Annotated in this window: 9 protein-coding genes and 1 pseudogene; 5 read left to right on the top strand and 5 right to left on the bottom strand. The window is 57.8% G+C overall.

The genetic code is table 11. The features are described 5' to 3' along the window. Nucleotides 1-100: 100 nt before the first annotated feature. Nucleotides 101-1,510 (bottom strand): annotated as a pseudogene (locus D5261_RS28810) (beta-N-acetylhexosaminidase); the annotation flags it as partial. 99 nt (nt 1,511-1,609) lie between these two features. Here D5261_RS28810 and D5261_RS28805 point away from each other — a divergent pair. Next, entirely contained in the window at nt 1,610-2,389 is a 780-nt protein-coding gene (locus tag D5261_RS28805; RefSeq protein ID WP_119323023.1) for an MBL fold metallo-hydrolase, read from the top strand. Between the two features lie 179 nt (nt 2,390-2,568). After that, the gene (locus D5261_RS28800; RefSeq protein WP_301002313.1) at nt 2,569-4,845 is read left to right on the top strand and encodes a GH92 family glycosyl hydrolase; all 2,277 of its coding nucleotides are present in this window, start codon (nt 2,569-2,571) and stop codon (nt 4,843-4,845) included. Between the two features lie 10 nt (nt 4,846-4,855). Here the strand turns inward: D5261_RS28800 and D5261_RS28795 are convergent, their stop codons facing one another. Genes D5261_RS28795 through D5261_RS28785 form a run of 3 tightly spaced genes read right to left on the bottom strand, consistent with a single transcriptional unit; the run spans nt 4,856 to nt 7,630 of the window. Next, the gene (locus D5261_RS28795; protein WP_119323024.1) at nt 4,856-5,854 is read right to left on the bottom strand and encodes an ABC transporter ATP-binding protein; all 999 of its coding nucleotides are present in this window, start codon (nt 5,852-5,854) and stop codon (nt 4,856-4,858) included. Nucleotides 5,855-5,861: 7 nt separating this feature from the next. Then, nucleotides 5,862-6,881: a sigma-70 family RNA polymerase sigma factor gene (locus D5261_RS28790; protein WP_119323025.1), complete on the bottom strand. Its 1,020-nt coding sequence runs from the start codon at nt 6,879-6,881 to the stop codon at nt 5,862-5,864. 5 nt (nt 6,882-6,886) lie between these two features. After that, nucleotides 6,887-7,630, bottom strand: a complete 744-nt coding sequence (locus D5261_RS28785) for an SDR family oxidoreductase (protein WP_119323026.1) — start codon at nt 7,628-7,630, stop codon at nt 6,887-6,889. Nucleotides 7,631-8,125: 495 nt separating this feature from the next. On the opposite strand from D5261_RS28785, the gene D5261_RS28780 reads away from it, so the two are divergent. Beyond that, on the top strand, nt 8,126-10,624 hold the full coding sequence (locus tag D5261_RS28780; protein WP_119323027.1) for a CpaE/TadZ family protein: 2,499 nt from the start codon (nt 8,126-8,128) through the stop codon (nt 10,622-10,624). A gap of 15 nt (nt 10,625-10,639) precedes the next feature. Here the strand turns inward: D5261_RS28780 and D5261_RS28775 are convergent, their stop codons facing one another. Continuing rightward, nucleotides 10,640-10,924 carry a hypothetical protein gene (locus D5261_RS28775; protein WP_119323028.1) on the bottom strand — a complete coding sequence of 95 codons (285 nt, stop codon included), beginning with the start codon at nt 10,922-10,924 and terminating at the stop codon, nt 10,640-10,642. A 228-nt stretch (nt 10,925-11,152) separates the two neighbouring features. Between D5261_RS28775 and D5261_RS28770 the strand changes: the two genes are divergently transcribed. Next, on the top strand, nt 11,153-13,348 hold the full coding sequence (locus tag D5261_RS28770; protein ID WP_165864407.1) for an RICIN domain-containing protein: 2,196 nt from the start codon (nt 11,153-11,155) through the stop codon (nt 13,346-13,348). A gap of 127 nt (nt 13,349-13,475) precedes the next feature. Then, nucleotides 13,476-15,167: a TIGR03790 family protein gene (locus tag D5261_RS28765; RefSeq protein ID WP_119323030.1), complete on the top strand. Its 1,692-nt coding sequence runs from the start codon at nt 13,476-13,478 to the stop codon at nt 15,165-15,167. Nucleotides 15,168-15,170: the final 3 nt, after the last annotated feature.

The raw sequence follows: 15,170 nt of genomic DNA, 5'->3' as shown, positions 1-15,170 counted from the left end.
TTCCGTGAAAGGGAGTTTGCGGCGCGGTCCGAATGGGCGACCATCGGCTCAGACGACGGGCGAGATCGCCGGCGTCGGTGACGCTTGCGGGAGACCAGAGACGTTCGGCGACGGCGGCGGCGCGCGGCCAGACGCGCCGATTGAGCGTTTTGGGCGTCACATGCTCCGTCCACATGCACGCTTCGCCGCCGAGCACCCGGGCTTGGTCCGCGCTCGGCAGCGAGGCGATCGGGCCGGCGGTCGGATCGTTCGCGTACATCTCCGCCGCCGAAAGGGCGTTGTCCAGATAGTAACCTTTGGAGAGGATCGCAAAGTATCCCGCGCCGACCGACGTTGCCAGAGAATCCTTGCCGCGCCACGACTGGGCCACGGTGGTCGCCGGCATGCCGGGCGCGATGATCTCGTCCCACCCGATCATGGCCTTGCCGTGACGGCGCAGAATCTCGATCACGCGCCGGTTGAAGTACGCTTGCAGCGCGTCGTTATTCGCGAAGCGGCGCGCCGTCATGAACGCCTGGATCCTGGGGCTTGCGCTCCACTGCTTGCCGTTCACTTCATCCCCGCCGATATGCACGTAATGGTCCGGAAAGAGCTTGGACACTTCGCCGAAGAACGTGTCGAGGAACGCATAGACCTTCTCGTTTGTCGGATCGAGAGTGGCGTCGTGAACTCCCCACGTATGCTTGACGGCGTAAGGACCGGGCGCGCTCGCCAGTTCCGGATATCCGGCGAGCAGCGCCGTGGTGTGCCCGGGAATATCGAATTCGGGCACGACTCGGATTCCCCGGTCGCGGGCGTACGACACGATCGCCTTCACCTCGTTCTGCGTGTAGAACTGCCCTTCGCCGCCCATCTTCTGAAGCTTCGGGAAGACTTTGCTCTCCATGCGAAATCCCTGATCGTCGGAAAGGTGTCAGTGGAAGACGTTCAGCTTGAACTGCGCCATCTGATCCAGATTGCGCTCGATTGCGCTCACCGGCATCCAGTGCCGCGACACATCGATCATCAATCCGCGCCACGGAAAACGGGGCGCGTCGTAGATATGCACGGCGGGCAGATAAAAGCGTGAGCCGTCGCGCGCAATGAGCTGCCGGAACGTTTCCAGCCCGTGCATCACGCCGAGCGGGCCGGGGGCGCTGAGCGCCGCGCCGCGCTTCGTCACGTCCAGCGTGTAGGACTCGTCATCCTGCGCGGTTTGCGTCGCCGGGCCGATTTTGTCGCATTGGATAATCAGAGCCGCATTGCTCTTTGCATCCAAAACGACCGGCGAGATCGGCAGACCTGTCTCATGCGCCGACGTGAGGAGCAGACGCCGCGCCGCCGCGCTTACCCGCGCGTCTCGCGCTCCGCGCAGCGAGATATGGAACTGGCTGCTCAGCGCCAGCCTGCCGGATTTCCAGACCGTCTCCGAGGGAACGGGTAGCAGCTGCGCCGTTTGCGCGCAAACGGGCGTGGCGATGGCGGCGAGGATCAGGGCGGCGATCAGAGAAGGTCGAGCAGGGTTGAACATGGGGAGCCTTTACTGCGTAATCGTTTACGATTTTATGGATGATCGCTAAGGATTATACGCCATAAATCTCCGGCCTCGACCATCGGGTACAATAATCTTATGAGAGTCACCGTCCTCGGCAGCGGCACGTCGCACGGCGTACCCGTGATTGGCTGCGATTGCGCTGTCTGTACGTCCCCGGATCCGAAGAACAAGCGGCTGCGGCCGTCCATCGTCGTCGCCACCGATTCCGGCGAGAACCTACTGGTGGATACGCCGCCCGAGATGCGCATCGCGCTGCTGGCGAACCCGATGTCACGCCTGGACGCAATTCTCTACACGCACTCACATGCGGACCATATCTTTGGGCTGGACGACATCCGGGTGTTCAACTACCGTCAGACCAAGGCGATCCCCATCTACGCGGAGACCTCGGTGCTGGACGATATTCAGCGCATCTATGAATACATCTTCAAGATGACCCCAGTCGGGGGCGGGAAGCCGCAGGTGGAGCTGCACACGCTGACGCCGGCGGAGGGGCTGACCCTGGGCGGCCTGAGCGTCCTTCCGCTCCGCGTATTTCACGGCCGCCTGCCGATCCTGGCGTACAAATTCGGCGCGAAATTCGCGTACGTCACCGATGTCAGCGCAATCCCCGAAGAGACGTGGCCGCATCTCATGGACCTCGACCTCCTGATGCTGGACGCCGTGCGTCGCGAGCCGCATGAGACGCACTTCCATCTGGACGCCGCGCTGGAAGTCGTCGCCAAACTGCGACCCAAGCGAACGCTCCTCACCCACCTCTCGCACGACTACGACCACTGCGCCACCAACGCCCAGCTCCCGGACGGCGTGGAGCTAGCGTTCGACGGCCAAACCATCGAGCTGTCCTCTCTTTAGTTGCAGGATCCGTCCGTTTCCCTGAGGACCGGCCGCGCATTGACGCGCGGCCGGTCTTTTTTGTGTCTGTCGCTGTATTCGATACAAGAAGCGCGATATTGTCGATATCTTTTTTTTCGCATTTGCATTAGGATGAGAGGATCGATAACAGACAGCCTCTCGTGGGAAAGTGAATGGAAATGCGCTTCTTTGATAAACAAGCACAATGGGCCGCCGGTCTCGCGGCGGCGATGCTGATGGGCGGCGGATCCGTCCATGCGCTGGCGCCCGTGGATGAGATCGATCCGACGATCGGTACGATCACGACGAGCGCCGATGGAGCCTGCGGCAAGACGTTTCCCGGTCCGGCGACGCCTTTTGGACTGGTGCAGCTCAGCCCTGACACGATCACCGGCGGCGATAACGGCAGCGGCTATTCGGCCGAGATGACGACGATCGAAGGCTTCAGCTTTCTGCATATGAGCGGCGTCGGCTGTTATGGGGATCTGGGCAATCTGCAAGTGATGCCTGAAACCGGCTCTTTGGTCATTGGACGCGATGAGGCCAAAAGCCCCTATCGCAAGGAAACCGAAGTCGCCAAGGCCGGTTACTATGGCGTGCAGCTCGATCGATACCATGTGAAGGCGGAATTGACGGCGGCTCCGCACGCGGGAATGCTGCGCTTTACATTCCCCGCCTCGCCGAACAGCCGCATCAAAGTGGATCTCACGCGCCGCATCGGCGCGAGCAGCGATTCGCATTCGTCGGCGCAATGGGCGCGCCAGACGGACGATCATACGGTGGAGGGCTGGATGCGCTGCGATCCTAGCGGGGGCGGTTGGGGCTGCGGCCCCGGTCCCACCTACACGGTGTACTTCTCCATGCAGTTCGCCAAACCCATCAAAGCCTTCGGGACATGGGACGGCGGCGATATCTCTCGCGCGCTCAAGCAGCGCTCCGGGTCCCATACGGGCTTCTTTGTCGAATTCCCAACCAAGGCCGGCGAGCAGGTGACGGTGAAATCGGGAATCTCATTCGTGAGCATCGACGGCGCGCGCGCCAACCTTGCCCATGATATCCCCGGCTGGAGCTTCGACGCCGTGCGCGATCAGGCCCGCAGCCTCTGGGCTGCGGCTCTCAGCCGCGCCGGCGCCGAAGGCGGCGCGCCCACCCAGCGCCGAATCTTTAACACGGCGCTGTATCATACGATGCTCGATCCGCGCAGTGTTTCGGACGTGGACGGTTCCTATATCGGCGCCGACCATCAGGAGCACAAGGCGAAGGGCTTTGTCTATCGCAGCATCTTCAGCGGCTGGGACGTATTCCGGGCCGATTTCCCTTTGCAAACGATTGTGAACCCGTCGCTGATCAACGATGAAGTCAATTCCCTGATCCAGATCACTGAGCTTGGCGGCGCGCGCGGATTGGCGCGCTGGGAGCTGATGGGGACCGACGCGGGAACGATGGTGGGCGATCCCGGCCTCAACGTGATCTGCGAGGCGTATCTCAAGGGAATTCGCGGATACGACGCCCAAAAAGCGTACGCCATGGCGCGCGGCGTCGGGCTGGGACCGGCGGACAAATCGAACCGCAACGACTTCGACCACTGGACCAAGCTCGGCTACTGCGCCGACGGGTCCTCTCTATCCGAGACATTGGAAAATTCCTACTCGGATTACGCCCTCGCCCGTTTCGCGACGGCGCTTGGGAAGACGGACGCCGCCGCGCAACTTCTCAAAACCGCACAGAACTATCGGAATCTCTTCAACAGCGGCGATCACTGGTTCCGGGGGCGTAATCCCGACGGCGGCTGGATGGCGGCGGACGCGGGATGCGTCGAAAGCATCCCGACCCAGCAGGGGTGGTTTGTCCCGCAAGACATCGCCGGCCTGATCGGCCTTGTCGGCGGCCGCGACAAGTTCGTCGCCCGTCTCAATGATTTCTTCGTGCACACTCCGCCCGATCAGATCATGCGCTGGAACAACTTCTACAATCACTCCAATGAGCCGGTCCATCAATGCGCCTTTATGTTCACCTACGCCGGCGCGCCGTGGCTGACGCAAAAATGGTCCCGTTTCATCTGCGACAACGGCTACAAGACCGGCCCCGGCGGTCTGGACGGCAACGACGATGTCGGCCAGATGTCCGCCTGGTACGTCCTCGCCTCCGCCGGCCTCTATCCGGTCAGCCCCGCCAGCGGCGTCTATATCCTCGGCAGCCCTATCTTCCCAAAAGTCACGCTGCGCCTGGATCCGAAGTACGCCAAAGGCAAGAGCTTTACGATCAGCGCCCCCAATACTTCCGCCGCGAATATCTACGTGCAGTCGGCCACGCTGAACGGCAAGCCCCTGACCCGCGCGTGGGTCACACACGAAGAGATCGCGCGGGGCGGAACGCTGTCGCTGAAAATGGGACCGGAGCCGAATAAGTTGTGGGGAGCAGGATCCGGGGAAGCGCCGCCTTCGATAACGAAGTGAGGGGCGATTCCTACGCTACTTCCAGCACCGGCAGCGTCGCCGCGAAGTGACAGGCGGACGCGTGGCCTGCCTCCCCGCCGTCGAACGCCGCGAGCGGGGGCTCTTGTTCGGCGCAGATCGCTTCGGCGAACGGGCAGCGGGTGCGGAAGCGGCAGCCGGACGGGAGGTCGATGGGTGAGGGGACGTCGCCTTCGACTTTGGGGGTATTGGCCTTGACGCCGTCGATGCTGGGGATCGCGGCGAGCAGGGCGCGGGTGTAGGGGTGGCGGGGATTATCGTAGAGCGCGTTCGCTTCGGCGATCTCCACGATTTTGCCCAGGTACATGACAGCGACGCGGTCGCTCACCTGGCGCACCGCGCCCAGGTCGTGCGCGATGAAGATCAGCGCGACGCCCATTTCGCGCTGGACTTTCTGAAAGAGATCTAAAATTTGCGCGCGGATCGAGACGTCGAGCGCTGAAACCGGCTCGTCGGCGACGATCAGCTTCGGGCGCAGCGCGAGCGCGCGCGCGATGCCGATGCGCTGCCTCTGGCCGCCGCTGAACTCATGGGGATAACGAGACACCGATTCGGCCGGCAGTCCGACCAGCCCCAGCAGCCGGGACACTTCCGCTTTGACTTCGGATTTTGGGACGATATTATGCGCCAGCAGCGGCTCGGCGAGGATTGCGCCGACGTTCTGCCGTGGATCCAGCGACGCGAACGGATCCTGAAATACGATCTGCATCTGCGTCCGATTGCGCCGCAGAGTTTCGCGGGGCCAGCGCAGCACGTCCTCACCCGAGAAGACCACGGTTCCGCCTGTCGGCTCGATCAGGCGCAGAATGCACCGGCCCAGCGTCGACTTCCCGCACCCCGATTCCCCGACCAATCCAAGCGTCTCCGCCGGGTTCAGGGTCAGATCGACCCCGTCCACGGCGCGCACCTGATCGATCACATGCGTGAACGGCCCGGTCTGGCGAGTGAGTGGGTAATGCTTGGTGAGATTGGTGACTTCGAGGAGTGGCATGGTGAAATTATGATACCCGCTCTCGTTCCTCGCTGGCAAATGGCGCGTGATCGCGCAGGCCGAACGCGGGAAAGAGCGTGGGCCCGAGCGGCTTGACGAATAGGATGATTTTGGCGATGGCGTCATCCTCCAGAGTCAGCATCTGAATGGAGTGCGAACGCCATGGCGCGTTCTCTTCATAAGTACGGCTGTACAGAGCGAACGCAGGGCTCGCGTTCGCCGAAGTCGGAGTCAGTTGGAAACCTCCGTAATTCTCGGAATTCCAGGCCCAGTCAAAGAATTCACGAATGGCGTTGCGTCCGACATACCACTGGATCCACGGCGGCATGCTCAGGACGGCGTTTTCTTTGAGCAGAGCGGCGAAACCCGCGACATCCTTGCTCTCCCACGCCTGCATATAACGATCGAGCAATCGGCTTTGCGTGCTGTCTGGCGCCACGGGGCGAGCGCCCGGCATAGCTTTGGCGAGCGTCGCGCGGGCGCGCTGCAAGGCGCTGTTGACCGAGGCCACGGATCCTTCGAGCAGCGCCGCCGTCTCCGCCGCCGACCAGCCCAGGACATCACAGAGCAGCAGGGCGGCGCGCTGGCGCGCGGGAAGGTACTGGATGGCGGCGACAAATGCGAACTCCACCGCCTCGCGCATCTCATAGCGCGCGTGAGGTCCCGGCGCCGTGTCTGGAACGCGGGCCAATAAGAGATCGGGATATGGCTCCAGCCAGGGAATCTCGCCCGACGGCTCCCCCTCGGGAAGCCCGCGCGACGCCGGCCCAATCGCTTCGGGCAGGACCCGCCGCGAACGGTCGCGGCGGGCCAGGGCGTTGAGGCATGTATTCGTCGCGATCTTGTAGAGCCAGTTACGCGGAGACCCCATCCCCGCGTAACTGCCGAATGCCGACCAGGCGCGCACGTAGGTTTCCTGCACGCAGTCCTCGGCGTCGTGGAGCGATCCCAGCATCCGGTAGCAATGCAGATGCAGGGCGCCGCGATACCGTTCCGCCATCTCCTGAAACGCGTCCCGATCGGTCATAGCGTTCAAAACGGCTCCACTCCCTTCCCAGAAACGAGGAAGACATTCCCCGACTTGGCTCCAGGCGTCGTCGCGGCCTCGACCAACGCGTCCGCGACCTGCTGCAGTGTCGGCGGGAATCCCATGCTTTGAATGAAATCCGCCTCCGAGATCCCCAGGCGCGCCGCATACCCCGCAATCGCCGCCTTGCCCAACTCCGTCTCAGCCATAATGCGCCCCGGCGCGATCGCCACAAATCGCAGACCCAGATCGGCGCGTTCGGATTCGCTCTGGCAGTAATCCGCCATAAACATCTGCGTGCGCTTCGATCCCGCGTATCCTCCGGAGATCGCTGATCCCGCCACCGCCGCGCCGCTGGAGATCAGGATGATCACCGCGCCCGGCGCGAGCGGCAGCTTCAGCGCGGCCTGGCAGAAGAGAAACGACGACCGCACGTCGGAATCCCAGTTCCGTGAGAACTCCTCCCACGTCTGCTCGTGGATCGGCGACAACGGAGGCATCGCCCCGCCGCACACCACCAGCACATCCGGCCGAAGCGCCCGGAAGACCTTCCCTGGCGTCTCCTCCCGCGTCGCATCCGCCGTCAGGGTCTGAACCCCCGGCAAATCGCGCTCAACCTCCGCCAGCGAATCCTCGCCCCGCGCCACCACCAAAACCCGAGCGCCTTCCTGCTGCGCCGTCTGCGCGATCACTCGTCCCAGTCCCCGGCTCCCGCCGATGACGACCACATTCTTGTTCTCAAGCTGCATTTGGAAAATTGTCCTTTCACGCGATGTGCGTTCAATAATAAGGACAACTCTCGGGACGGGAAATCATCGGCGCCGTGTTATACATTTTGGAAATAATCAAGATTTGGTTTAGTGAAATCTCCGAAATATTATACTATCAACGACTAATGGTAGTATAATGTCCTATCAAGCGTAACTATATCTAAGGACATTAAGTATAAACCCTTACTAACTTAAATTCAAGTTTTATTTAATATTATTCGATAGTTAATGTTGTTATTGATATTAATTACTCAATCTCTGTTTTTAAGCCTGCTTAATATTTAATCAAAAAGCAATCAATCATATTGATTACAAATGACCGATACATCGATATTATCATTAGCTGTTTCTAATTTCTGACGATAGTGGAGGTCGAACGAATTGTTCACACGACTAACAAAGCGCCTGACCTAATAAAACTATTTCTGGGCGTTTAGCAATTACAATCCAATATGATATCGTGAGGAGAGTTTTATGCCTATCAAACATGAACAAAATGATCCAACTTTATCTAATCCATCAGATCTACAAACTAAGGCTGAACCTACGGCAAGCGAATCAACAAAGCCTCAATCCCTACGTGATATTATGGAGGCTGCTGTCACGGGATTGAGCTCCCTTCGTGGTCTCAGTCAATGGTTGGCGGAACAAACTCCTCTGAAGCAATTCTATTTCATTTGCCTGACAATGATTGTCCTGACGTTCGTTCTCTGCTGCTTTAGTCTCTCACATACCAGTGTCACAGGCAGTATCGAGATCCTGAAATTCAGTGTTTTTGCAGTAGATAGTCTGGGTTTGTTCATCGCCCTATTTATCGCAATTGCATATTATTGGAACCGAAAGGCAACGGGGGAGGAAAAGCTCAATTCCACAAGGCACAGTGAGGAGTTCCTTAAAAAGGTGCCGATTCAATGGTTGCCTGGCATGCCACACATCAGTGAAGTATCCCCGATTAACGTCCCTGTAATCGCGGTGACAAGTGGAAAAGGAGGATGCGGGAAGACCACAATATCGACTAACATCGCCAATGTGATTTGCAAGGCTAATGCACGTGTTCTCGTCATTGACTTGGACTTTAGTAACCGAGGTGCAACAGGACTTTTTTCGTCTTGCGTTAGGCCAGGGCGAACATATCTGACAACTGCGCATCTGCTGGGTGGAGCAAGTCTCGAAGCTGTTCCATTGAAAGATCTTATCATGGTGAAGGATCAATACTATTTCATACCTTCTGCACGTCCTCAGGAACATCCTACACTAGATCCGTCCATTACCGTAGAACATTTAATCTTTCTACTACGCGAACAAATTCGAATATTAGTCAGTCGCCATCGCTTTGATTGCGTGATCCTCGATTGCTTTTGTGGCATCGACCGTCTTACGACGGCGAGTGCAGCTCTTGCCGACCAGACGATTCTGGTCAATGAACCTGATATAGTTACGTTCTCTGGCACGCTGACCCTCCTCGACCACCTGAAATCCGCCCTGGCGGAGTCCAAATTCCAACCTATTATTCATCTTATCATAAACCGTGTCCGTTCCAATCAGAAGATTCCCCATCTTGCGGCAATGTATGAACAGACTATCTCCAAGACGATCAATGGCTCGATCCTATGTTATGTACCTTATCACGATCAAATTTTTCAAACATTTGGACAGCATACGTTAATTTCAGATTTATTGCCAGACAGTCTTTTCGTCCGCAAACTTAATCTTGTCGTTATGAAGCTATTTAAGGGATCATATGAGCCGCTTATTTCCGCGCGAGTGAAGCGATGGTCTGTTCGGCAGATACGATATGCGGAAAATGCAGGAATTGATCCTACCGCAGTGGATTCCGACTTTCTCGTTCTCAAATTTACGAACCTTCCACTGCTCTCTGGTGTGTGGCTGATCGCCATGTTTCTACTTTTTCGTACTTTTGCTATCAGTCCATGTTTAATCTACCTCTACACGCTCGTTATGCTCGCAGCAGCAATCGTAATTCTCTGTACATCGGCTCTAAGCGGTATTTTCTTAGCGGCGCGTCTGAATTACAGTATGGGAAAGTTTAGATTCCGACTTTCACGTTTGTCTGTTGACCGCAGAAAACGTATGCGCCTAGTTACGCTCGCTATCCCGCATTACTTCTCAGCGGGATTGATCTCCTTTACATGGATATATGCGGCATTGTTATTAATCGGCGGAGTGATTGCATTATTGATGTGGATGTTCGGTAATTTTGAGCAGAACCGATATTATTACGCCAGCAACGAAAACACCGCGTTTAGCGATATGCGTCAGGTGTCTGATTGGGATTTATTCAAGACCAACTGTACTCAATGGTGCATTAATGCCCGATATATTAGGGCAGTGGATCTTTCGGATATGAAAGTTGTGGATATCGATTTGAGGAATTATCCACGTAAACTCAGAAGTCCTAGGTTTGCGTTTGGGAGACTAATGGATGCCTTTTCTTGGGAAAATAGCTGTTACATAGATCACACAACGTTTATTCGTTGTTCTTTTTACCGAGATTCACTTTCTGGAATGAAGGACTGGCGTAATTCAAAATTAATTGACTGTGAATTTAGCACCCCTCCGGATTCATCCGATAGTTATGTTTATACATATGTTGGTCCCTTTGAGAATATCCAACTCATACGCCCTGTAGCAGAAAGGCCGAGTTTCGATTTGAAAAATCCACTCAACGAGTATACGAAGGCGAATTCGGTACGAATTGATTTTTCAAACGCGCAATTGCGGAATGTGGTGATTGATGGCATGCGTCCCATTCATTTCAAAAGCAGCACGTTTCAGAATGTAAAAATTTCAAATTATTACATCAACAATATTAAACCCGAAAACGCAATCGAATTCATAGGCTGCAAACAGATACCTAACGGTGTGGAAGTCTCACCGCGTAATATAGCGCATTTTGTTGCATCGGCGAATGCACGGCAAGTGGTTTATCATCGAGGCAAGGTAACAAAATAGCTTTCGATTGACTTCTCACTTTTCTAAGTCCTGCTCCGCGCGCCAGCGCGCGATGTTGTTTTGCATCTCCGTGTTTTCCCGCTCGCGTTCGGCGATCTCCTCGGGATCGTCGCTCATGGGTTCGCCGCGCAGGGCGCTGAGGGCGGCGCCGAAATCGCGCGGCGGCTCCGCCGGCGCTTGCGGTGCGAGCTGGGCGATGAGGGTGTGCAAAACCGCGATGATGGTGACGCCGTCGGCGTCGGCGCGGCGATGGAGCAGCGCCAGTTCGGCTGTGGTCAGGTCCAGCGTGATGGTGGTCATGGAGAGTCCAATATTATTTCTTGACACGATAAAAACACTAGGGTATAATGGGCGTGTCCCGGAAGGTTGTCGTTGTTGTCCGATGAGTATTATATCTCTTTCGGCGGAGTTCAGGCGGATTCTTGAGATGTGTTTTGTTGATATTATTGCAATTCAGTGGAATGCAAGCGTTTGGGCAGGCGATGATCGTGAGGCCGGGTTCGAATTATCCGATGGAGGAGTGTTGTTTTGAAGACTACTATCGCAATCTTGGTGAGCGCCGGCGCGCTCGCCGTGGCCACGGCGTTTTGGGCGACGCCGGCGCGGGCGCAGTTTAGCTCCGGGGCTTTGTATCGTCTTCAGTGCAAGACGGGCGGCGAATATCTGGACAACGGAGGCTCGTCCTCGCTGAGCTCGAACATGGGGCAATGGACCAATGTGCCGGGCAATTCGAATCAGCAGTGGCGATTTATCAGCCTATCCGGCGGGAAGTGGCAGTTAATTTCGGCGACGAGCGGAATGGCGCTCGACAACGGCGGCTCGACGACCAATGGCGACCCTGTGAAGCAGTATACGTCCAGCACGACCAACAGCAATCAGGCGTGGACGATCAACAGCGCGGGAGGCGGCTACTATCAGCTGGTCTGCGCATCCAGCGGCAAGGCTCTCGACAATACGGGATCGACATCCAATGGGACGGTCGTGTGGCAGTGGGACGCCAATCTGTCCAACACGAACCAGCAATGGCTCATTACTCCGGTACAAATCGGCGCGGCGACGCCGTTTGTTTCGTATGAAGGAGAGAGCGGGACGCTGGGCGGCGGAGCCACGACGGTCTCGCTGACCGCGCCGCCGACAACCAAGTTCTCCAGTCCGCAGTTGGAAGCCTCGGGACACGCCTACACGCATCTGGCGGCAACCGGGCAGTACGTGCAGTGGACCAACAATACCGGGCATAGTATCAATGCGATCAATGTTCGTTATTCCATTCCAGATTCGTCGGGCGGCGGCGGCGTTACGTCCACACTCGATCTTTATGTGAACGGAACGTTCCGGCAGGCGATCAACGTCAACTCCAAGCAGACCTGGGTTTACGAGACGGACGCGAACTACGACGGCTTCAACCAATCACCGTCGGCTGGGAATCCACATATCTTCTGGGACGAGACGCATGCGTTCATCACCGGCGCGGGGGTCGCGGCCGGAAGCACGATCCGACTGGAGAAAGATTCGGCGAACTCGGCGTCCTACTACAACATCGATGTGGTCGATCTGGAAGCTCCACCGGCCGCGCTGACTCAGCCGGCGAATTCGCTGAGCATTGCGACTTATGGCGCGGTGGCGAACAACAGCGGCTCGGATAGCACGGCTGCGATCCAGAACTGTATCAACGACGCGCAATCCCAGGGCAAGAGCGTTTGGATTCCGCAGGGGACTTACTACCTCAACACGACGTCTGGGCTCAGCGCGAATGGGATTACGATCCAGGGCGCCGGCATGTGGTACAGCACCATCTACTACAACCCGCCGCTACCGGCAAGCTCAACGAACAACGTATTTTCACCGTACTCCTGCACGCTCAAGAACTTCGCGATCGACGGAGTCGCTTTGTCGCCCGGCGCGGGCGACGGCAATGGCGGCGCGATCAATATCAAGGGCAGCAACTGGTTGATCGATAGTCTCTGGATCCAGCACGAAGGCGCAGGGGTTTGGGCGGACGGGACGAACGGCGTCGTGCAGAACTGCCGTGTCGACAGCACCTGGGCGGACGGGATCAACCTGAACAACGGCAACACCAACAATGTCGGCAACAACCTGACGGCGCAGAACAATTTTGTGCGCGGCACGGGGGATGACGGCATCGCGATCAACGACGACTCGACGTCGCAGCAGATGACTAATATCACGGTCCTGAACAACACGGTGGTCGCTCCCTGGTGGGCGAACAACATCGGAATCTATGGCGGGACCAATGATTTCGTGGCGAACAACCTGTGCATGGATTCTGTGAAGGAGTACGGGATCAGCATCGGAGTATTCACGGGCAACGGCTCCGCAGGCTCGCTCCTCACCGGATATATCGAAGGCAACACGGTCCTGCGCGGCGGGAGCTTCGGCTATGGCAACAAGTACCCCGGAATGGGCGTCGGCGTCACCGGCACGACGACTTCGGTCAACAACGTGACGGTCTGCGGCAACACGATCCAGGGCTCGATGTTCGACGGCATGGACATCTTCTCCGGCACCAATATGGGGATTTACTACAATAATATTGCTTCGCCGGGCCTGGCGGGCATTGTCATCGACTCGTCGGCGCACGGCAATGCTGCGTTCATCGACGACATCGTTCAGGGCCTGAACGCCGGGCAGCCGGCGTACACCAAAAACGCATCCTCCGCCAACTTCACGACCAGCGGATCCGGCAACGTGGGCTTTACCCCGTAACGGTTCTTGAAGTTGCCCCGAAAATCCAGACGGAAGAGAATCAAGGAGGAAATCGGCTCTGCGGGGCGTAATCTCTGTAAACCATAGGGTAAACAGAGTTTGCGCCCTGTAATCGAAAGGCCGATCCATGCTCATGACGTCCTCCGTTCGCGTTTTTTCACTGTTTGTTCTCGCCTCAATCGCCATATCCGGCGCGGCCTACGCGCAAAGAAAATCGAGCGAAGTGCTGCTCGTCTATAACGCCGATAGCCCGATCTCCACGACGGTAGCAAAGGACTATGAGGCGAAGCGTCATATTACCAATGTTGTCACGATCCACTGCGCGGACTCCGCGCTGAAGACCGACGATGAGACGATTTCGATCGACGATTACACGGCGAAGATCGCCGCTCCCGTGAGCGCCTATCTGGCGCAACATAAGAATATCAATTTTATCGTGCTGACGAAGGGCGTTCCGATCCGGATTCGGGACGCGGGGACCGGCGAGCGGGAAGGCGGGCAGGGGCCGCAGATGCCGTCGCTGGACAGTTACCTGGCGGCCATCGATTATCCCACGCTTCCCAATGCGGTGAAGGCCAGTCTGGTAGGGTCGGGAACCGTGGGGACAGGGTGGGTGAACCACTACTATCATGCGTCCGAGCCCTTCACTCATGCGAAATTCGGCGGGTATCTCGTGACGCGCCTGGACGGTTACACGCAGGCGGACGCCATGGGCCTGGTCGACCAAGCCCTGACGGCGGAGCGCACACATATCCAAGGCGATATTCTGTTCGATATCGAACCGGATTTTGGCCTGGGCGATAAGACAAAGTTTCCGCTGGTCGTCCCCAGCACGAATGTCACCACCGAGGAGCCATGGGGCGATTGGTTCGGCGACATGCTTCGGATGAACGATATTCTGGAGGCGACCGGCATTCCTCACACCACGGAGATGACGCAGAAGTTTGTCGGCGACAAAACCGACCTGCTCGGCTACTTCTCCTATGGGAGCAATGACAGCCACTACGATCCGCAGGCGTACCAGTCCCTGCGATTCCTGCCAGGCTCCATGGCCGACACCGCAGTCTCCACCGGTGGCCGAACGTTCCTGCCGACCACGGGCGGTCAGTCGCTGATCGCCGACCTCATCGCGCACGGCGTGACCTGCTGCCAAGGATATGTCGGCGAACCAATCCTCGACGGCACCTCGTCTCCCACGCTCGACCTGAGCCATTACCTCTCCGGGTATACGATGGCCGAGAGCTTTTACTCGGGGACAAAGTACATCGGCTGGGAAGGCGTCTGCGTCGGCGATCCGCTGTGCGCTCCCTACATCGGCCAAAAGCTCGTCATTCCAACCCAGGCGTCGGAATTTACCGATTCCCACGGCGGCCTCAAGACAGAGAATTGCAGCGAAAGCGGTCAGGACATCGGCTCGATCTCCAATGGAGATTACACGGTGTACCGAGGCGTCAACTTCACCGGCATGACGCAGTTCAAAGCCCGCGTCGCGAGCGCGGGCTCGGGCGGCAAAATCGAATTGCGCCTGGACACCCCCACCGGCAAACTCATCGGAACATGCCCTGCGCCGCCGACCGGGAACTGGCAGGCGTGGACGACCCAAACGTGCGAACTGACCGAGCATGTGAAGGGCGCGCATACGCTGTGTCTGGTTTATGTGGGCGGCGATGGGAATTTGTTCAATTTGGAGTGGTTTGCGTTCAAACCCACCCCGGCGCTTCGTGCGGTCCTTGCAAACCCACCCCCGGCCTTCGGCCGACCCCTCCCGCCGACGGGAAGGGTTATTTCAGAGCGTGTTATCGCAGGCGCCTTCCGTTAGAGG

The organism is Capsulimonas corticalis (assembly GCF_003574315.2).
GTDB classification, from domain to species: Bacteria; Armatimonadota; Armatimonadia; order Armatimonadales; family Capsulimonadaceae; genus Capsulimonas; species Capsulimonas corticalis.
The sequence above is the reverse complement of the archived record's forward strand: the minus strand, read 5'-3'. Positions and strand labels throughout refer to the sequence as shown.